Raw genomic sequence first — 20,883 nt, 5'->3', positions numbered from 1 at the left:
CCGCACAGGTAGCTTAGAAAATGGGGCGGCGGACTCGCGAAAAACGGCTAGTGTTCACTGCCGTACAGGCAGCTAGATGCTTATCGGGATGCGTCGCTGGCGCGACGCATTTCGTGGAGTTATTCCCCGTTGAGCGTGACAACCAGCGAGCGACTGCCGCCGTGGTTGCGGTGTTCGCACAGGTAGATGCCCTGCCAGGTGCCGATGTTCAGGCGTCCGTTGGTGATGGGGATCGTCAGACTGTTGCCGAGCAGGCTGCCTTTCAGGTGCGCGGGCATGTCGTCGCTACCTTCATACGTATGGCGGTAGTACGGTTCATCCTCCGGCACCAAGCGATTAAAGAAACTCTCGAAATCCTGCCGCACCGTGGGGTCAGCATTCTCGTTAATCGTTAGCGCCGCCGAGGTGTGCTTGATGAATATCTGCATCAACCCGACGTTTATCTGGCGCAGTGCGGTGACCTGCGCCAGTATCTCGTCGGTCACCAGATGGAAGCCTCTGCTTTTCGGCTTTAGGCGGATTTCATATTGCGTCCACATCGGAGTCCCCTGCTATCAGGCTTCACGCGCCAGAATAGGTCGCAGGAAGCGCGCAGTGTGAGACGCTTCGCACTCTGCTACCGTTTCCGGCGTGCCGGAGACCAGAATTTCCCCGCCGCCGCTGCCCCCTTCCGGCCCTAAGTCGACAATCCAATCTGCCGTTTTAATCACATCCAGATTGTGTTCAATCACCACGATGGTATTGCCCTGATCGCGCAACTGATGCAGAACGGTAAGAAGCTGCTGAATATCGGCAAAGTGCAGGCCGGTTGTCGGTTCGTCGAGAATATACAGCGTCTGCCCGGTGCCACGTTTCGACAGCTCGCGAGACAGTTTTACACGCTGCGCTTCCCCGCCGGATAGCGTGGTGGCCGACTGCCCAAGGCGAATGTAGGACAGGCCGACGTCGATCAGCGTTTGCAGTTTCCGCGCCAGCGCCGGAATGGCATCAAAGAACTCTCGCGCCTCTTCGATGGTCATATCCAGCACTTCATGGATGCCTTTGCCTTTGTATTGAATCTCCAACGTTTCGCGGTTATAGCGCTTGCCTTTGCACTGGTCACACGGCACATAGACATCCGGCAGGAAGTGCATTTCCACCTTAATCACACCGTCTCCCTGACAGGCTTCACAGCGCCCGCCGCGCACGTTAAAGCTGAAACGGCCAGGATTGTAGCCACGGGTACGGGCTTCCGGCACGCCAGCAAACAGTTCACGAATCGGCGTGAAAATACCGGTGTAGGTTGCGGGGTTAGAGCGCGGCGTACGACCGATCGGGCTTTGATCGATATCGATCACCTTATCGAAATGCTCCAGTCCCTGAATCTCGCGGTGCGCGGCAGGCTCTGCCAGCGTTGCACCGTTCAACTGGCGCTGCGCCAGTGGGAACAAGGTATCGTTGATAAGGGTGGATTTGCCCGATCCCGACACACCAGTGATGCAGGTAAACAGCCCAACCGGCAGCGTCAGCGTGACGTCTTTCAGGTTGTTGCCCTTCGCACCAATTAGCTTGAGCACTTTGGTCGGATCCGCAGGCACGCGCTGCTTCGGTATTTCAATCTTGCGTTTACCGCTGAGGAACTGCCCCGTCAGCGAATCCGGCACCGCCATGATCTCTTCCATCGTGCCTTCTGCGACAATCTGCCCGCCATGCACGCCCGCGCCGGGGCCGATATCAATCACATGGTCAGCGGCACGAATCGCGTCTTCATCATGCTCAACCACAATGACGGTATTGCCCAGATTACGCAGGTGAATCAGGGTTTCCAGCAGGCGCTCGTTATCACGCTGATGCAGGCCGATAGACGGCTCATCCAGCACGTACATCACGCCAACCAGTCCGGCACCGATCTGGCTCGCCAGACGAATGCGCTGCGCCTCGCCGCCGGACAGCGTTTCCGCCGAACGGGAGAGTGACAAATAGTTCAGCCCGACATTCACCAGAAACTTGAGTCGATCGCCGATCTCTTTTAGCACTTTCTCGGCGATTTGGGCGCGTTGCCCGCTGAGCTTCATATTCTGGAAAAACGTCATCGCATGGCCGATGCTCATATCGGAAATCTGCGGCAGCGTCGTCTGCTCGACAAACACGTTACGCGCTTCTTCACGCAGACGCGTTCCGCCACAGCTGGCGCAGGAACGGTTACTGATGAATTTCGCCAGCTCTTCGCGCACCGCCGTGGATTCCGTCTCTTTATAACGGCGCTCCATGTTGTGCAGCACGCCTTCGAACGGATGGCGACGTATCGAGGTGTCGCCGCGATCGTTGATATATTTGAATTCGACGTTCTCTTTACCGGAGCCGTACAGAATCACTTTCTGAACCGCGGCGCTCAGGCTTTCAAACGGGGCATCGACGTCAAATTTGTAGTGCTCCGCCAGTGAGCGCAGCATTTGAAAATAGTAGAAGTTGCGGCGATCCCAGCCGCGAATTGCGCCGCCTGCCAGCGACAGCTCGGCATTTTGCACCACGCGGGACGGGTCGAAGAACTGCTGTACACCCAGACCATCACAGCTTGGGCACGCGCCCGCCGGGTTATTGAACGAGAACATGCGCGGTTCCAGCTCATGCATGCTGTAGCCACACACCGGACAGGCAAAGTTCGCCGAGAACAGCAGTTCAGGCTGCGTCGGGTCGTCCATATCCGCGACCACCACGCTACCACCAGACAGATCCAGCGCGGTTTCGAATGACTCCGCCAGCCGCTGCGCCAAATCGTCGCGCACTTTAAACCGGTCAACGACAACTTCAATAGTGTGCTTTTTCTGTAATTCCAGCTTCGGCGGATCGGACAGATCGCACACTTCGCCGTCGATACGGGCGCGGATATAGCCCTGTGACGCCAGGTTTTCCAGCGTCTTGCTGTGTTCGCCTTTGCGATCTTTCACAATCGGCGCCAGCAGCATCAGGCGTTTGCCTTCCGGCTGCGCCAGCACGTTGTCCACCATCTGGCTGACCGTTTGCGCATCCAGTGGCACATCGTGCTCTGGGCAACGCGGCTCACCCACGCGAGCAAACAGCAAACGCAGGTAGTCATGAATTTCGGTAATCGTCCCGACCGTAGAACGCGGGTTGTGCGAGGTGGATTTCTGTTCGATAGAGATGGCGGGCGACAGCCCTTCTATATGATCGACGTCCGGTTTTTCCATCAGCGACAGGAACTGACGGGCGTAGGCGGAGAGGGATTCCACATAGCGCCGCTGCCCTTCGGCATACAGCGTGTCAAACGCCAGCGATGACTTACCCGAACCAGACAGACCGGTGATGACGATCAGCTTGTCACGAGGGATTATCAGGTTGATATTCTTGAGATTATGGGTACGAGCACCACGAACTTCGATCTTATCCATTCACACACTTCCCGGAATAAAAACGGTTTGTCATCGCCTCTCGAACGGAGAGAACCGGTACGAAACGAGCAATTATGGCACAAAAAAAATGCCGGACGCATTTTTTAACGTCGCTTGCGACGGCCCGATAGGGTGGCAAGCAGGGATAGCTTGCCATAAAAAAAACTGAATGGATATCCAGTATTAAATCCGTTTACCTTGCAAACGCTGCAAATATTACTTTCATTTCTGAAGCCATTTCGCAGGTATGACAGAGAGTTTTCCACATGGTAAGATTGATCGTTTAGACTTAGAAAATAAATCTACCGATTCATCAGGAGACGAGCATGGCCAGCAGAGGCGTTAATAAAGTGATTCTTGTCGGGAATCTGGGTCAAGACCCGGAAGTCCGCTATATGCCGAATGGTGGTGCAGTTGCCAACATCACGCTGGCTACGTCGGAAAGCTGGCGTGACAAGCAAACCGGTGAGCAGAAAGAGAAGACCGAATGGCACCGTGTCGTGCTGTTCGGCAAACTGGCAGAAGTCGCGGGCGAATACCTGCGCAAAGGCTCTCAGGTTTACATCGAAGGCGCACTGCAAACCCGTAAATGGGCCGATCAGGCTGGCGTAGAGCGCTACACCACCGAAGTCGTCGTTAACGTCGGCGGCACCATGCAGATGCTGGGTGGACGCCAGGGCGGCGGCGCACCAGCAGGCGGTAACGCAGGTGGCGGTCAGCAACAAGGCGGTTGGGGCCAACCTCAGCAGCCGCAGGGCGGCAACCAGTTCAGCGGCGGCGCGCAATCTCAACAGCGTCCAGCACAGAACCATTCCTCTACAAGCAATGCTCCAGCGCAAAGCAACGAACCGCCAATGGATTTCGACGACGACATTCCGTTTTAATTTGCGTTAGTTAGAATAATTACTGATATATTTATTTAATGGCCTGAATATTCAGGCCATTTTGCATGGAAAGCTCGTAACACCATGAACAAAAATATTGACTATGTGCCAACACTGACACTACCGCTAATTCTGATTGAAAATAGCAATGGATATTCTTCGCAAACCCGAGAGAGGAAAAAAATTGATATTTCTGGTTTCCCTGAAGAAATTGGTGCCTACGTTATCCGATATCAACAGCATCCGATCCCTCGATTAATAGGAACCAGCCCCATATTAAAGATAGGTTGCACTACCGATAGTTTCAGAAAACGTTTCAATAACTACAATCATCAATCAGATATGACCACTCCTGATGTTGATTTATATGAAAAACTTAAGCTAAGAACACAAAAAACGAATATCAGGATTATGTATTTTCTTTCCCACCATAAACATCAAGATGAGATTGTTATCGACTTTTATTTCTCCACACTTGATGAACCGAAATCATTAGAGTACAAACTTATCAAAAACTATATGGAATCACATGGTGAATTACCACCACTTAATTTTGGCATGAAATAATGTAATAACACCGATTACATTTTCTTTATTTAAAATTTATTCCGCCCGCTGCACAGGCTACCTGTACGACAATCCGCCGTATGGATAAACACCATATAGCCGTCCTCCATTCTGCGAAATAACCTGCCGCCATAAAGCCGTTTGCATTCATTTTCACTTGACGCACCGGAGACCAAACGTGGGATATGACCATAACATCCCGCTAACACTACGGCAAAACCCACAGCCTGTTCAGGCTCAGAACGTGGGAATTTAAACGAATTGGTCTGCTCTATTATCAATAAGTGGAGGGGAACATCCGTCTATTTGATTGCTATTTTATTCCGGTACATATCAGCCTGATTGCCAGCACTTATCCACGATAATATGAGAGTAAAATGATGAATACAGACCAAGAAATTATTGTTAATTCCGTTGAGCCAGAAGATCACGCGCAGTGGCTGCCCTATTGGAAGAGTTATCAGGAATTCTATAAGGTGCAGCTTTCCGATGAGGTCACGGAAGTCACTTGGGATCGTTTTTTTAACGCCGAGATTCCCGTGTATTGCGCCGTGGCGCGGGAAGGGTCGCACATTATTGGTTTAGTGCACTTTGTTTTTCACGATTCAACATGGGGAGTAAACTCTTATTGTTATTTAGAGGATCTGTTTGTTACCCCCACCGCTCGCGGTAAAAACGTTGGCAAAAAACTGATTGAATACGTGAGAGAACAGGCACAGGAAAAAAGCTGCGATCGGCTGTATTGGCATACTCAGGAAACCAATAAAACCGCCCAGCGACTTTATGATTGGGTCGCGGAAAAACCCGGTGTTATCGAATATAGAATGCCGCTTTAACTATAGTATTTATGCATAAAACATAGTATTTGTGCATAAAAATAGTACTTATGCAGAAACTATAGTGCTTATGCGGGGTGAAACTTCCCTGTAAATAACGCCCGCCTACCCCACCCGCTGCACCGATTCCCTCACCACCACCTGCCCAGCCAGTTCAGTACGCTGGGCAATACCGAGCGCCTGTGCAGGCGTCATTTGCTGTGCCAGCAGCTGTAGCGCCGCGCGGGCGATGGTCTCAAACGGCAAATGCACCGTGGTGAGCGAAACGGGTAGCATGTCGAACGGCAGAATGTCGTCCATGCCCATGACGGAAATGTCCTCCGGCACGCGTAGCCCGTGCTGATACAGCGCGTCGATCACACCGATAGCCTGATTGTCCGCCGCACAGAAAATCGCGGTGACGCCCAGCCTGTCGGGGTTAGCCGTCAGCCAGCGCAGCAGTGCATCGCGCGCGGTACGCGGATGGAAATCCGGCAGCGACAGAATGAGATCCTCATCCACCGCTATGCCCGCCTGCGCGAGCGCATCCCGATAGCCGCGTTCGCGCTGTTTGATCGTCATACGCGACGTCCAAGTGAGATGCAGGATCCGCGTATGTCCTTGCTCGATCAGGTAACGCACGCCCGCTGCTGCCGCATAGTGATTGGCGGGCGTCACGCTGCTCAAGCGCATTGAGGGATCTTCACCGTTGATCAGCACCGCCGGAATCCCGCTTTCCGCCACGGCGTTCAGCAACGTCGGGTGATCGTCATTCACAATCAGAATGCCGCTCTCTTTTCCGCCCTGAAGCTCACGCAACAGCTGTTGTTCGTTAATGGTGTCGTGCTCCCCCAGAAACGGACGCAACTGAATATTACGTTGCAGGCAGAGCGTTTTTAGGGCGTTGATCAGCGTCAGCGACACCAGATTGTACTCACTCTCCAGCATCAGATTGCGCGGCGTCGCCAGCAGAATGTGGCGCAGCGGCTCCGTCTGCGCGATGGCCGCTTTGCCCACTTTATGCAGCGGATAGCCTTGCTCGGTGGCAATCGCCATGATGTGCTGCCTGACCTTGGCGCTGATCGGTGCCGTCCCGTTCAGCGCGCGGGAAACCGTGCTGATGGAAACCCCAGCGCGGTCGGCAATATCCTTGAGTGTCGCCATTATTTCATCCCCGTGTTGGCAATCCCCGTCGTGATGTATTTTTGCAGGAAGACGAACACCGCCGTCACCGGCAGAAGCGAGAGCATCGTCATCGCCAGTATATAGTGCCATTGCACCGAGAACTGCCCCTGAAACGCATTCAGGCCGATTTGCAGCGTAAAATTGTCCTGACTGGAGAGGACGATCAGCGGCCAGAGGAAGTCGTTCCAACGCCAGATAACTGAGAAGATCGCCAGCACCGCCAGCGCGGGTGCGGTCAGCGGCAGGATGATCTTCCAGTAAATACGGAACTCGCTGGCGGCATCGATACGCGCAGCTTCGATCAGCTCATCGGGGATCGTCAGCATGTATTGCCGCAGCAGGAATACGCCGGTCGGCGTTGCCACCGTGGGAATAATCACGCCCCACAGGTTATCGCCCATGTTCAGGCCAATCACCACCAGAAACGTCGGCACCATCACCACCGACAGCGGAATCATCATCGTAGAGAGAAACAGCGTCAGCACCGTACCGCGCCCGCGAAACTCGTATTTCGACAGCGCAAAGGCCGCCATCGAACTGAGCAGCAGAGTAAGCAACGTCGCCATCACCGTCACGAACACGGTGTTCTTCAGGTAGGTAGCAAAGTGGAACTTCGTTATCGGCGTCGTGTAGTTCTCCGTCTCCAGATGCAACGCTTTCATCGGCACCAGATCTTTGGTCGATACACGCACCACTTCACTCGGCGCATCCGGGTTCACCAGCTGTGCAATCAGCCCGATGCGACGCACCAGCGCCATCGTTTTCGCTTCGCCGTCTTCCTGCTTAACCTGCCACAGCTCGAGCGGCTTCGGGTACTCCGGCAGCGTGACGGTATCCGCCGCCTGCGGCAGAAAACTCGGCGGAAAGCGGTTGATCTCTGCTGGCGTCTTAAACGACGACATCGCCGCCCACATCACCGGAATCATCACCAGCAGCGTACCCACCACCAGCCAGACCCAGCTCATAATATCCGTAATATGGATACGCCCCGGATGACGGGTACGGGTGAGAAATGCGATTATTTTCATCATGGCTCCCGTTATTTTTTCCCTTCCAGCCGACGCGTCAGCAGGAACTGCAATGCCGTCAGAATCATCAGCACCACGCCCATCAGCACCGACGCCGCCGACGCCAGCCCGTAAAGCGAGGCATTCGACGAGAAGGCGGTCTGGTAGATGTACTGCACGATAAAGCTGTTGGCCGTGCCGGGGCCGCCGCCGTTGGTCAGCACCCAGGCTTCATCGAAGATCTGCACGCTGTTGATGGTCAGCAGAATCACCACCACCAGAATGTTCGGTGCCAACAGCGGCAACGTCAGGCGATAAAAACCACGCCAGCGCGAGGTGCCGTCCACCGCCGCCGCCTCGTATATATCACGCGGGATCGCCTGCAATCCGGCCAGCAGTATCAAGGTATAAAACCCGACGTGAAACCAGACAGAGACAAACACCACCCAGAAGCGCGAAAACGTCGGATCGAGCAGGAAGGTAATCGGCTGCCCACCCAACGACGACAGCACCAGATTCAGCAAACCGTTGCGATTGAGGAACCACTGCCAGATCAGGCCAACGACCACCGGCGACAGCAGTACCGGATAGAAGAACATGGCGCGGAAAAAGCCACGGGCGATAATCTTGCGGTTGAGGATCAGTGCCGTCACCAGCGCCACCAGCAGCGTGCAGAGCACGTTGAAAAAGGTGAACGACACCGTGTTGTATACACCGGTCCAGAACAGATCCTGCTCACAGGTGGATGGCTCAGTGTAGTTGCCACAGCTCAGCAGCGTGGAAAAGTTATCCACGCCAACGTAGGGGCGTTCCCACAGCAGAATATTGGTGCCGCCGGTAAAGGCGTAGCACACCGCCAGCAGAATCGGAATAAAGACAAAAACGGCGAACAGCAGCATATTCGGCGCGATAAAAAACCACGGCATCACTTTGCGGCCACCGAGTTTTTGTAGCAGATTCACCGCTTTTTCCACTGGCGTCACCAGCTTATCGATCAGCGATCCTGCGGGCAGTAAGGCAATCTTTTTCATGTCGTCCTCTCCCGTCGCGATAATTAATGCTCGGTACAGCGCGGCAATGTGTCATCCGTTTTGCCATCGAACAGATGGCAGTATGTTGGCGGGAAGCGGACGAATACCGATTCACCCGTGGCGAACTCGCGGTGCTGCGCCAGATGGACAATCATCTCATCGTCAATGCCGCCCATTCGCCCGTAGATAAAGGTTTCATGCCCCATCATCTCGCAGCGATCGACACACAGTGCAATCCCCTCGCCTTCCTCCACCAGCTCACAGTGTGAAGGACGAATGCCGAGCGTGACGTTCTGCCCAACGGTGCCGATAAACGGCAACACCAGACGATTACCGGACGGACACTGCACGTCGACGCCGTCCGCGCAGGTGGCGACAACCTGCGCTGGGAACATATTCATGCGCGGTGAACCGATGAAGCCCGCGACAAATTTGTTTTTCGGCCGATTGAACAGCTCCAGCGGCGTACCAACCTGCTCAATGCGGCCAGCGTTCAGCACCACAATGCGCTGCGCCATCGTCATCGCTTCCACCTGATCGTGAGTCACGTAAACCATGGTGGTGCGCAGCTTCTGGTGCAGGCGGGACAGCTCGCCGCGCGTCTGCACGCGCAGCTTGGCATCCAGATTGGAGAGCGGTTCATCAAACAAGAACAGGTCGGGTTCACGCACGATAGCGCGACCAATCGCCACACGCTGCTGCTGCCCACCCGAGAGCGCACGCGGTCGGCGATCCAGATAAGGTTCCAGCCCCAGCATGCGGGCAGCCTCATCAATACGACGGATGATTTCGTCTTTAGGAAAGTGCAGGTTCTCCAGCCCGAACGCGAGGTTCTTGCGCACCGAGAGGTGCGGGTAGAGCGCGTAAGACTGGAACACCATCGCAATCTTGCGCTCTGCTGGCGTGAGATCGTTCACCTTGCGGTTGTCGATCCACAACTCACCGCTGCTGATCTCTTCCAGCCCGGCAATCATGCGCAGCAGCGTGGATTTTCCACAACCCGACGGGCCGACAAAGACCATGAACTCGCCGTCATGAATCGTTAAGTCCACGCCTTTGATGATGCTCACCGCACCATAACTTTTGTGGACGTTTTTTAGTTCCAGACTCGCCATTGTCAGCCCTCGCAAACAGAATCTAACTGTGCCAATAACATCAGCATGACCAGCGCCTGCCCGTAAGGCACAGCGACATTGGGAATATCGCGATAGAACTGTAAATCATGTCCCATCGCCGTGCCGTCCGAGACACCTTGCACCACGCCCTGCGCGTCAATCTGCGCCACCACGGCGGCATAGCCTTTTTCCAATACGTCCTGCGGGAAGTCGCGCAGCATCCCCAGCCGCCGCGCCGTCAGAATCCCGGCAATGAATCCCGCGCTGGCAGACGTCTCCAGCGGAGAATCTGGGTCATCCAGCAGCGTGTGCCACAGGCCGGAGTCATGCTGGCAGCGCGCCAGCGTTGTCGTTTGCTGTTCCAGAACCGCTTCCAGCGTGCGCAGTACCGGCGCGGACAGCTGATCCTCCGCTAGCACCCGCATTTCCGGCAGCACCAGCGTGATCCAGGCGTTGCCGCGTCCCCAGAACGCATTGGCATAGTGATGACGACCAACAAACGTCCAGCCGTGATACCACAGCCCGCTGCGCACATCGGCCAGATAGCGTGCGTGCGTGACAAGCTGGTATTCCGCCTCTTCGATCAGATCGCGGCGGGAAAGTAGTTTCCCCGCGACCACCAGAAACAGACCCGCCATAAACAGCGTGTCGTCCCACAGCTGTCCGGTATTCGGCCGCTCTTTTACTGTGTGCTGGAAGCCGCCATCCTCGGTTTTTGGCAGCGAGTGCAGCAGCCAGTCCGCCCAGTCGCTCACGGTTTCGCGCCACTGCGCGGGCGCATCCGGCTTGTCCTGACACAGCAAGGCCAGCACCAGCATTGGTGCCGTCGAGTTAATCTGGCGCGGTGGCAGCCCAGCATCCAGCTTTTGCTGATACCAGTTCGCCAGCGTCGTCAGCATGGTGTCATCCTGCGTCAGATGCGCCAGCTTCCAGAAGCCGTACAGCCCGACGCCAACTTCCCAATCCCACTCTTCGAATTGAATCGTCAGTCCGGCATCCGGCGCATCGTCCTGCGTCACGCTGTCGATAGCCTTCAGGCGGCAAAATGCCCGCGCCACCTGCGCCAGCAGCACTTCTGTTTGTTGTCGGTTAAGTGAACCTGTCTGCATGTCATGGGTTTCCTATGTTGAACTGCGGGACGACCGGGACATCGTCGGGGAAAAGGAAAGGCTGCTGCGCCACGCTGAATCCTGCCGCGTGGCTAAAGGCCAGTTCGCCATAATCGGGATCGTCGATACGCACGCCGTCGCTGTCCTGTATCAGCGAACGCCCTCGGAAGCGGTCAGCGAATGCGGCGAATCCTTCTGCCCCATCGCCGCTGTCCACGGCAACGAACCAGACATTCTGCTCGCCATACGCCCGCAGTTCGCCTTCCGCCTGCTGGCCTGCGGTCGCAAACGGCTGCAATCCGGCGGGATTATGAAACGCGGCATAGCCGTTGCCGCCGCGTACGAAGCACCAGACGTCTTCAACGATGACCTCATCCAGCGCGGTTTGCGGCAGATAGAGGTGCGTCCACGGGCGGATATCCTGTCGCAGATCGAACACCATCAGCGCACGATTACGATGTTGCATCAGGTGCGGCAAACGCCCGCTTCCCGCCCAGTAAGAAGGACGGTGTACGCCGTCGGGGCGATCTTCGCCGGGGTGGTTCACCCACAGGCGGGCGGCATAGTGTGTGCCCAGCCGCACATCCAGCAGATGCTGCTGGTGCCCATGCTCGCCGGGGTGATGATCGAAAACGGAAGAAAAGGCCACGTCGCGCTGCTTCCAGGCAATGATGCGGGCGCTGCGGTTCAGCCCCTGCACCCAACGCGCTTCGGTACCATGCGGTAATGACCAGTGTGCAATCTGATTCGTCGCTTCCGGTGGCTGATAGTCGCTCAGGCACAGCAGCGGCAGAGCGGCACAGTGCGGAATCAACCAGCCCTCGCCCCACATCAGCGCACACAGGCCGGACAACTCGGTCAACATGCCGGAACGTAACTCTTTATCGTAGGCGCGCCCCATCGTGCCAACCGCGACGCCGTTCTGATGTACCCACGCTGTCATCAGCATGATGCGGTCGATCACCACGCGGGATTTCTCGCGCAGATCGGCGTCCTGCGCCAGTTCGTACAGCGCGACTAGCCCAATCAGATCGATGGGATAATAGGCCGCTGAATTCCACTCCACCAAACCGTGTTCCAGAATGGAATCAAACCAGCGAGTCAGGCGTCCGTGAGCCATCGCCTTCTGCTCCAGCCCGCGACGACCGCTGCACGGAAAGGTGTCATCCGGGAAGTTTTGTCCGGCCAGATATTGTGCGACGTGGAAGCACAGGCAGTGGTTTTCGCTCCAGAACCACATGGTGTCGTTGCCCGGCTCATCAATCCAGTAGCGGAAACCGAGAATCGCGCTACGCACGCGCCGCCAGTCCTGCGGCGGCAACTGTTGTCCCTGATAGCGCTGCCACAGCCAAATCAGCGGCACCAGTTGGAAATCGGCACAGTCTTCACGACGGCTGATTTTCTGCAATGCGCTGTTGAGAATCGGCGCGGCGGCATCGTTACCCTCACCGGTTTCGACAATCGCCAGCAGCCGACCGAGGCGCTCAAAACCGTGTAACGCGGTATGACGCAGTACCGCTTCACGCCGCGCCGCTAATGTCGGCAGCGCAGGCATCGTTTGCGATGGCAAGCGCCCAAAGCTGAGGGTCCGCGTCAGCGTAATGCCGTAGCAGGTCGCAGCGCAGACCAGATCGTAATAACCGACTAAGACGTTGGGTAAATCCACCTGCCAGCCCAGATTACCGGCAGGCAGCGTCTGTTTCTGCTGCCATGCGGGGACGGATTCGTTGACGTTGCCAATCAGACGATGCGCCATCGTCACGGATTCCGGCAGCGGCTGCGAGCTATTCAGCACCAGTACGGGCGGTTGGATCAGGTTATTCTCCAGCGTCAGCCCGTTCACCCAGCTATCCAGCGCGGTCAGCTGTTCGCTGAGCGCCGCGTCTTCATCAAGCTGCCAGAAGAGCGTGTCTTCCCCCTGATAGCACAGGCTAAACAGGTAGTCGGTATCGCGCTCGCACAACTCTTCGCTATGAACCACCAGCGTGTTCAGCCCCGCTCTAAACGGCAGCGAGATCGCACAGGTTTGCTCGGTGTTGCGGGTAAACGGCGTAAAACGGGTAATCGGCTCACCGTTCAGCCACAGCGTAACACCGCCGCAGGTGCTGAGCGTAAACGGTGCCGTCTGCGCGCGGTCACTGTGGATCGCGCAGCGAGCAAAGCGCTGAACGTGAACCGGACACGGCCAGAAATCGCTGAAATTCACGCTGCGGCTTTCATCGCCGCCGCTCCACATCAGCGGGAAATGAAGATCTTCGGGTAACGCCACTTCGCGCTTTGCCTCTTCCTGCAAAAAACGCACGCGACAGGGCAGCACACCAACATCGACAAAACCGTTAATAAAGCGGTAATTCACCTTATCCGGCAGCGTATCCGGCTCGGCGAAATAACGTTTTTCCGTCAACTCGGTGATGAGAAACCGATTAATGACGCCGTTCTTCTTTAATTTCCAACCGATATTCATACGGAATCCTGTTTACGGCGTTGAAAAATAAAATAACGAAAATGTATGGCGGCACTTATTTGCACTTTCGCTGTGCACACCCTGCCAATATTTAGGGCAGCGGGTCATTCCCTGCACTGTGATATCGCAATTAGAATGCAAATTTGCATTAAATTGTCATTTGCATTCATTTATTGACATTTCGCATTAATAAATAAGATTATCGCGTTTATATATGTGATTAATATCACAAATATGTTTTATTTAAATCAACATTTAAAATATCTTTAACCTGCTTCACATAAATCAATCAGGGTTCTGTCCATGATTGCATAATGAAAATGACAGATGAATGCAAATTTGCATTAATAAAAAATGAAATAAACCACCAAAAGGAAATATGCTCTAAATAATTCGAGTTTCAGGAAGGCGGCAAGAGAAGGAATCCCGATGAGCTTACACAAGTAAGTGATTCGGGTGACTGAGCGCAGCCAACGCACATGCAACTTGAAGTATGACGAGCATAAAACCCGTCGCCAACGCCAGGGTATTTCAGACATTAATCAAACCTATGATGTGGAGATGTTTATGATGCGTCCCAACACCGCGTTATTTTTTTCCGCCCTTGCACTGGGGTTATTCGGCAACAGCGCGTTAGCTGCCAAAACGCAAATAACATTTTTATATAGTGACGACGATCCCGAATTAGTGCATTTCATGGAGCAGAAAGTTAAATCCTTCTCTCAAAGTAATGAACGCATTGATGTGAATTTCGTCAGCACTGGCTATAACGCGCTGCAAACGCAGTTGCCGATGCAGCTAGCGGCAGGCTTAGGCCCGGATATTGCCAAAACCACGCAAATGGGGCTGCTCGGCTATACGCTGGATTTACGTCCCTACCTGAAAGATCCCGCCGCCTTTGAGAAACGCTACAGCGCTGGCATCGAAAAAATCATGCGTGTGAAAGGCGTGCATAAAGCGGATGCGCTGCCGGGCTTTGTCGCTTCCTGGACCGCCGACCTGCCGTTCGTTAACGTGACGCTGTTTGAGCAGGCGGGCGTTCCGCTACCGCAGCCGGGCTACACGATTGATGATTTGATGAAAGCCTCGAAGCTGGTCGCAGAAAAAACCGGCGTGCATATTCCCTTCACCATCGACCGCAGCGGTTTCCGCTTCTCCGGCCCCGCCTATTCCTATGGCGCACGTTACGATAAAGACGGGCTGATCAACTTCCCGGATGCGGCGGCACAGCAGTGGATTAAAGATCTGAAACGCTGGTCGGACGAAGGTGTGTTCCCGCGTGAAATGTGGGGCGCGGCGGGCGGCGGTCAGTACAAGAGCATGGCGGACGATTTCGTGAACGGCAACATCGTGACCTACTTCTCCGGCAACTGGCTGTTGAACCAGTTCAGTAAGCAGATTGGCGACGGTTTTGACTGGAAAGTGCTGCCCGCACCTTGCAAAGAGAAGTGTATTTCGATGGGTGGCGCAACCTTCATCATGCCGTTCACCACCACCAAACACCCGCAGGAAGTCGCCGAATTCATGGAATGGCTGGGCAGCGAACCGCTGCAACGTGAGATCGCCGAGCGCTTCAATATCATCGTCGGCGCAGATATTGCCGATCTGCACTACCAGACCAAAGATAAGCACGTGATCGACGGCCTGAACACCGCGCGTGAAGAGATCAAAAAGATCCCGTCTTACGTCTTTGATTGGGAACGCATGGAAAGTCTGGGCGCGAACGAACTGTACCCCATCATCCTGACGCGCTTTACCCAATACCTGAACGATCAGGTGTCGTTTGATGAGTATCTGCGCCTGACGTCCAACGATGTGAAGCGCCTCAACGAAACGATCGCGACCAATCAACAACAGCGGAAAAACACACCGTGAAAGGGCAACTGAGGGAGATCGGCATTGATGGCGATCGCCCCTTTGATCGGGCGCAGGAGAGCACGTTGTGTGAACAGCGCTGGCCGGGGCAAAGCCGCTATCTGCTGGTCACCGGCGGTTTTACCCGGCTGCTGCACTGGCATGACGGCCTCCTGACCTGTCGCGGCGGCGAGAGCTTTCCCATCGGCAACCCAGCCAGCCTGTCGCGGCTGGGGCTGTGGGCGGTGCAAGAGATGCTTCAGGCTGTTGAGGGCATCACCCCACTGACGCCACTCAGTGAAGCACTGTTCCTGCACTTCGATAAGCATATCGATCGGGTGATCGACTGGTCAAAACAGGCGCAGGCCGCAGACTACAGCACGCTAGGGAAAATTGTGCTGGCGCACCCGCAGGATGCGCTTGCGGTGCAACTGCTGGCCCGCTGCGCAGGTGAACTGGCTCTGCTGCTCAGCAGCCTGCCGGACTCGCAGACTGAAGCCGTCAGCCTCAGCGGCGATCTGGCGGTTGCCTGCCTTCCCTATCTGGATTCTGGAGCACGCGCATCATGACGACATGGCTCTATGCCGGTGTGGATGGCGGCGGAACAGGCTGTCGGGCACGCATTTATAAGGCGGATGGCACGCCGCTCGGACAGGGACACAGCGGTCGCGCCAATCTGCTACTCGGCGTGGAGAACGTACGTCAGTCAGTGGACGACGCCATCGCACAGGCGTTGAAGCACAGCGGACTGTCACCGGATGACGTATCACGGCTGAAAGTCGGGCTGGCACTCGCCAGCGCAGAACACCGCGCCGCCTATGATGCCTTTCTTGCACTGCCGCATCCTTACGCCGCTCAGGTACTCAATACCGATGCGCTGGGCGCCTGTCTGGCAGTCAACCAAGGGAAAGATGCGGGCGTAGTGATTGCCGGCACGGGTTCTTGCGGGCTGGCGTGGCAAAACAGGACGATTACCGCCTACGGCGGCCATGAATTCCCGATTTCCGATCAGGGCAGCGGCGCACGGCTTGGGCTAGCGGCGCTGCAACATACCTACGATGTGCTGCAAGGCTGGTGCGCGCCGTCTGCGCTCAGTCAACGCATCGACGATTTCTTTTCTGCCAGCGTAGCGCCCGCGCAGGCCGCGAACACACTCGACGCACTACAAACGTTTAGTCAGCAGGCGAAACCGGGCGACTATGCGCAGTTCGCCCGCCACGTATTTGACTGCGCTCAGCAGGACGATACTGTTTCTTACGCGCTACTCACGCAGACAGCCAGCGAAATCGGCCTGCTGTTGGCCGCCGTGGCACGCCATACGCCTCCCCGCCTGTCGCTCATGGGCAGCATCGGCTTACATATTCGTCCGTGGCTACCGGACGAGTGGCAATCCCAACTCGCCGCCCCGATGGGCGATGCACTCGACGGCGCACGGTTGATAGCCTGTCATGATTATGCGCTATACCGCTAGTCCTTTGGGTTCGACCAGCAACCCCACCTATGGAGATAGTCATGGAATCACTCACTCGCAGAACCTTCGTCAAGCTCGGTGCAGGCAGCGCCATTACGCTGGCTGGCGGCTTTTTCCACGCTAACGGCGAATCGGCAGCACCCGCCAGACCGCTGCGTATTGCCATTATTTCGGATGTCCACGTCCACAATATCTACGGCAACTATGATTTTGACGGCCTGCCTGATGCGCAGACGGGAAAGAAGCTGACCATTCGTACACTGAAAGATTCGGTGAATTCGACCCGCATCTTCAACGAGCCCTACTTTGCGCTGCTGGCCGCGCTGGACGAACTGGCAAAACAGCAGGTGAAATACGTCGTGCTGTCCGGCGATTATTCTGATGATGGCCAACAGCCTACCGTTGAAGGTATTGCCGCCATCCTGATGCAGTATGAGCAGCGTCACGGTATGCGCTTCTTCGCCACACCGGGCAACCACGACGTTAATCGTCCGCAGGGGGATGATTCCTCGGAGAGAATGCTCAATGCCGACGGCAGCAGCACCATGCTGAGCAGTAAATCCGACGTCAAACTCGGTGATGCAAAATCGTTGATCGTCACGGCCACGATGCAGGCGCTCGGCTATGAGCGTGGCCTGCCGCTGATGAAGCCGTTTGGTTTCTTTAAACGCGACGATTTTCTGCACTGGGAAACGCCGTTTGGTGACAGTGATGAACTCAGTCAGCGTCAGTATCTCGCCCGTTCGCCGGACGGCAGCAAACAGTGGAACATTGTGGACGCTTCCTATCTGGTGGAGCCGGAAGCCGGACTGTGGCTGCTTTCCATTGACGCCAACGTGTATCAGGTTAAAAACGGCCCGGAAAAACGTGAGGAGATCAAAGGCTACTCCACCAGCAGCGACACGGGCTGGAACGCCTTGTTGACGGAAAAGCCGTTCATGCTGCCGTGGGTGAAATCGGTAGTGCAACGGGCGAAAGCGCAGAACAAGAAGCTGCTGGTGTTCTCGCACTATCCGCTGGTCGATTTTCTCGACGGCACGGTAGAAGATGAAAAACAGCTCTTTGGCAGCAACAGCTTCATTAAACGCACGCCGCGGCCAGAGGTCGCCGAACAGGCGCTGGCGGCAGGTATTCGCCTGCATTTCAGCGGCCACCTGCACGTTAACGACACCGGCGTGTATCGCGGTTCACAGGGGACGCTGGTGAATGTGGCGGTGCCGTCTCTGGCTGCCTATCCGCCCGCAATGAAGCTGGCGACGCTACATAACGACCGGGTGGACATTGATACGCTGGTGCTGCGCAACGTGCCGCAGTTCAACCATCTGTTCCCGTTTTATCAGAAAGAGCTGGATCGCACTGGTGAACCGCTGGGCGACATCCTGAAAAGCCGCGATTATTACGATTTCCTGCACCATCATCTGGCGCTGCTGGTACGCCAGCGTTTTCTGGTGAAAGACTGGCCGGAAGATTTGTCACCCCTCATCACTACGCTGAACTGCGCCGATCTGCTGTGGATCGCACAACAACAGGAACCGCTCAGCGCCAAAACGCTGCCCGACGCCGCCGAGCGCAAACCGACTGTGGTTGCAGGCACCGAAGGGTTACAGGATATTTCGCTGCTCACGCTGGTGACAGACTGGTATTGCCTGCGCAACGGCAGCGATCTCGCCTGGCAGGATATTCCAACTGCGCGGGTGAAGCAGTACCGCGCACTGCTGGCGGCCTACACGCCAACGACCACACTACCGCAGGACAGCCTGCAATACCGCTTCGGCCTGATGCTGAAAATCCTCGCTGGTTATATTAATGACGAGCCTGCTACTCGCTTTGTAGTTGATATTCAGGGGAATCTTTTAACGGTATAAGATTTTCTCTTTCGGGGGAGGCTTCGTGCGCCATGCTGAAGATAAAACTGAGCCAACTCATATTGCTCACGGGTCTTCTCTTCACGGCGTAAAAAATTATGCTGAGGTGAACATGAACGCCGAGTGAGCGGCATGGACGCCGCGAAAGCCAGTGCCGCGTCAGGAACGCGTCACTGGCGGCTCGAAAAGCGGGCATGGGCACCGAAGGTACCGCTTTAGCGGCATAATTTCCGCCAAAAGCCGGGGTTCATAGGGGGCTGGCGTAGCCCCCTATGTCGGGCGCATGCTACGACGTAGCATGAAGATAACAGTGCTCGACGCGCACGAAATATTCCCCCAAACCAAACCAAACCCAATCAGCTTACATAATTTTTTACCTATTCCCTCTGTCGTCATCGCCAAAAAGTGATATGTTATAATATAACAATTTAGCTTTTTACCGATGATAATGACAAGTTTTTACTCTCTCTCTGCGTTCAAGCGCGTGTTACTGGTTTCCCTGCTGTTGGTGCTGTTGTGGCTATTGGTTGGGTGGGCGGTGATGTTGCCATGATTGCTCTACAGGAACTGGCCTTTGGCTATCGTCATCAGCCACCGCTCGCGACACTCAGCGGATGCTTTCATCAGGGATCGCTGACGGCGATTATCGGCGCGAACGGCAGCGGAAAATCTACGCTGCTGAAAACGCTGGTGGGTCTGCTGCCGCCGCTTTCCGGTTCGTTCAGCCTCGGTAACGACAGCAACAATAATGCTATTGGCTATCTACCCCAGCTCTCCGAATTTGATCGGCAGTTTCCTATCAGCGTGCGCGATCTGGTGCTTATGGGATCGCTCCCTCACCGCGGGTTGCTGCGGGGGATCAACACCAACTGGCATCGCAAAGCGATCGACGCGCTCGACGCCGTCTCCATGACGGACTTCGCCGATCGGCATATTGGCGTCCTGTCCGGCGGGCAACTACAGCGCGTGCTCTTCGCGCGACTGCTGCTGACACAGGCTCCCATCATTCTACTGGATGAGCCTTTTACCGGCGTCGATAGCCAGACCACGCAAACGCTCTTGCAGATTATCGAACAGCTTCACGCCGAAGGCAGAACCATTCTGGCCGTATTGCACGATCTGGAAGTAGTCGGGCAGCACTTCCCGACTATCTTACACCTCACCCCAGACGGCCACCGCTGGGGAGATGCCCAACCCATATTACATAGCCTGCGCAAGGCCGACAGCGATACGCCAACGCTCAGGATCGTCATGTCATGATGCTATTTCACCTGATTACTTCTCCTTTTGCCGAATTCGGTTTTATGCGCCGTGCGCTGGTCGGCTGTCTGGTCATCACGCTGAGCGCCGCACCGCTGGGCTGTTTCCTGCTGTTGCGGCGCATGAGCCTGATTGGCGATGCGCTGTCACACGCGGTCTTACCCGGCGTCGCCATCGGCTACCTCATCTCGGGGATGTCGCTGCTGGCGATGGGGATCGGCGGTTTTATCGCCGGGCTGTCTGTCGCCATGCTCTCTGGATTCGTCACTCGCCACACGGAATTAAAAGAGGACGCCAGCTTTGCCGGATTTTACCTCGGTTCGCTGGCGCTCGGCGTCACGCTGGTGTCACTGCGCGGTTCCAGCGTCGATCTGCTGCATGTGCTGTTCGGATCGATTCTGGCGGTGGATCGCGCCGCGCTGATCGACATTGCGCTGATCGGATCGACTTCCTTGCTGGTGCTGGCGGTGATCTATCGGGCGTTGGTGATTGAATCGTTTGACGTGACCTTCCTGCGCATCAGTTCAGGGCGCTATCGAGCGTTAATCCACGGGCTGTTTCTGTCGCTGGTGGTGTTGAATCTGGTCGCCGGGTTCCAACTGCTAGGCACGCTGATGACGGTCGGCATGATGATGCTGCCTGCCGCCAGCGCACGCTTCTGGACGCAGCGCCTGCCCGTCATGCTCGGCATTGCGGTGCTGCAAGGGATGCTCGCCAGCCTGATCGGGCTGCTGTGGTCCTATTATGCCGAGCTGCCCGCCGGGCCCGCCATCATTCTGACGATTACGCTGTTTTTTTGTTTCTCGGTCTGCGTTGGTCACAACGGTGGGCTGTTACGCCTGCGTCGGTGACCGATGAATCTCGTTA

The 20,883-nt window shown here is 55.8% G+C and carries 17 protein-coding genes; 9 read left to right on the top strand and 8 right to left on the bottom strand.

The window, feature by feature from the left end; all coding sequences use genetic code 11:
* Positions 1-119 precede the first annotated feature (119 nt).
* Positions 120-539, bottom strand: a complete 420-nt coding sequence (locus JFY74_04180; GenBank protein QQG29270.1) for a YjbQ family protein — start codon at positions 537-539, stop codon at positions 120-122.
* 15 nt (positions 540-554) lie between these two features.
* Positions 555-3,389, bottom strand: a complete 2,835-nt coding sequence (gene uvrA / locus JFY74_04175; GenBank protein ID QQG29269.1) for an excinuclease ABC subunit UvrA — start codon at positions 3,387-3,389, stop codon at positions 555-557.
* Between the two features lie 326 nt (positions 3,390-3,715).
* On the opposite strand from uvrA, the gene ssb1 reads away from it, so the two are divergent.
* The 3 genes from ssb1 (at position 3,716) to JFY74_04160 (ending at position 5,676) form a co-directional block, all read left to right on the top strand.
* Positions 3,716-4,273 (top strand): single-stranded DNA-binding protein SSB1, encoded by a 558-nt coding sequence (gene ssb1 / locus JFY74_04170; GenBank protein ID QQG29268.1) that lies wholly within the window; start codon positions 3,716-3,718, stop codon positions 4,271-4,273.
* A gap of 84 nt (positions 4,274-4,357) precedes the next feature.
* Entirely contained in the window at positions 4,358-4,840 is a 483-nt protein-coding gene (locus tag JFY74_04165; protein QQG29267.1) for a hypothetical protein, read from the top strand.
* Positions 4,841-5,217: 377 nt separating this feature from the next.
* Positions 5,218-5,676: a GNAT family N-acetyltransferase gene (locus JFY74_04160; protein ID QQG29266.1), complete on the top strand. Its 459-nt coding sequence runs from the start codon at positions 5,218-5,220 to the stop codon at positions 5,674-5,676.
* Between the two features lie 105 nt (positions 5,677-5,781).
* Here the strand turns inward: JFY74_04160 and JFY74_04155 are convergent, their stop codons facing one another.
* The 6 genes from JFY74_04155 to JFY74_04130 are packed head-to-tail and all read right to left on the bottom strand — an operon-like array spanning position 5,782 to position 13,566.
* Positions 5,782-6,819: a LacI family DNA-binding transcriptional regulator gene (locus JFY74_04155; GenBank protein ID QQG29265.1), complete on the bottom strand. Its 1,038-nt coding sequence runs from the start codon at positions 6,817-6,819 to the stop codon at positions 5,782-5,784.
* Positions 6,819-7,871, bottom strand: coding sequence for a carbohydrate ABC transporter permease (locus tag JFY74_04150; protein ID QQG29264.1), 1,053 nt, complete (start codon positions 7,869-7,871; stop codon positions 6,819-6,821). The genes JFY74_04155 and JFY74_04150 overlap by 1 nt, the downstream gene beginning before the upstream one ends.
* Before the next feature lie 8 nt (positions 7,872-7,879).
* Complete coding sequence (locus tag JFY74_04145; protein ID QQG29263.1) at positions 7,880-8,878, bottom strand: sugar ABC transporter permease; 999 nt, start codon at positions 8,876-8,878, stop codon at positions 7,880-7,882.
* Positions 8,879-8,901: 23 nt separating this feature from the next.
* Positions 8,902-9,993, bottom strand: a complete 1,092-nt coding sequence (ugpC, locus tag JFY74_04140; GenBank protein QQG29262.1) for a sn-glycerol-3-phosphate ABC transporter ATP-binding protein UgpC — start codon at positions 9,991-9,993, stop codon at positions 8,902-8,904.
* A 2-nt stretch (positions 9,994-9,995) separates the two neighbouring features.
* Positions 9,996-11,102, bottom strand: coding sequence for a glycoside hydrolase family 88 protein (locus JFY74_04135; protein QQG29261.1), 1,107 nt, complete (start codon positions 11,100-11,102; stop codon positions 9,996-9,998).
* Between the two features lies 1 nt (position 11,103).
* Entirely contained in the window at positions 11,104-13,566 is a 2,463-nt protein-coding gene (locus tag JFY74_04130) for a hypothetical protein (protein QQG29260.1), read from the bottom strand.
* Between the two features lie 567 nt (positions 13,567-14,133).
* Here JFY74_04130 and JFY74_04125 point away from each other — a divergent pair.
* From JFY74_04125 to JFY74_04100, 6 genes are all read left to right on the top strand, one after another.
* Positions 14,134-15,441, top strand: coding sequence for a carbohydrate ABC transporter substrate-binding protein (locus JFY74_04125; GenBank protein QQG29259.1), 1,308 nt, complete (start codon positions 14,134-14,136; stop codon positions 15,439-15,441).
* Positions 15,438-15,989 carry a glucosamine kinase gene (locus tag JFY74_04120; protein QQG29258.1) on the top strand — a complete coding sequence of 184 codons (552 nt, stop codon included), beginning with the start codon at positions 15,438-15,440 and terminating at the stop codon, positions 15,987-15,989. Before JFY74_04125 ends, JFY74_04120 begins: the two co-directional genes overlap by 4 nt.
* Positions 15,986-16,891, top strand: a complete 906-nt coding sequence (locus JFY74_04115; GenBank protein QQG29257.1) for a glucosamine kinase — start codon at positions 15,986-15,988, stop codon at positions 16,889-16,891. The genes JFY74_04120 and JFY74_04115 overlap by 4 nt, the downstream gene beginning before the upstream one ends.
* Before the next feature lie 41 nt (positions 16,892-16,932).
* Positions 16,933-18,756 carry a metallophosphoesterase gene (locus JFY74_04110; GenBank protein ID QQG29256.1) on the top strand — a complete coding sequence of 608 codons (1,824 nt, stop codon included), beginning with the start codon at positions 16,933-16,935 and terminating at the stop codon, positions 18,754-18,756.
* 549 nt (positions 18,757-19,305) lie between these two features.
* Positions 19,306-20,016 (top strand): ABC transporter ATP-binding protein, encoded by a 711-nt coding sequence (locus JFY74_04105; protein ID QQG30443.1) that lies wholly within the window; start codon positions 19,306-19,308, stop codon positions 20,014-20,016.
* Positions 20,013-20,867 (top strand): metal ABC transporter permease, encoded by an 855-nt coding sequence (locus tag JFY74_04100; protein ID QQG29255.1) that lies wholly within the window; start codon positions 20,013-20,015, stop codon positions 20,865-20,867. The genes JFY74_04105 and JFY74_04100 overlap by 4 nt, the downstream gene beginning before the upstream one ends.
* Positions 20,868-20,883: the final 16 nt, after the last annotated feature.

The sequence above is a fragment of the Pectobacterium carotovorum genome (genome assembly GCA_016415585.1).
GTDB classification, from domain to species: domain Bacteria; phylum Pseudomonadota; class Gammaproteobacteria; order Enterobacterales; family Enterobacteriaceae; genus Pectobacterium; species Pectobacterium carotovorum_K.
The sequence above is the reverse complement of the archived record's forward strand: the minus strand, read 5'-3'. Positions and strand labels throughout refer to the sequence as shown.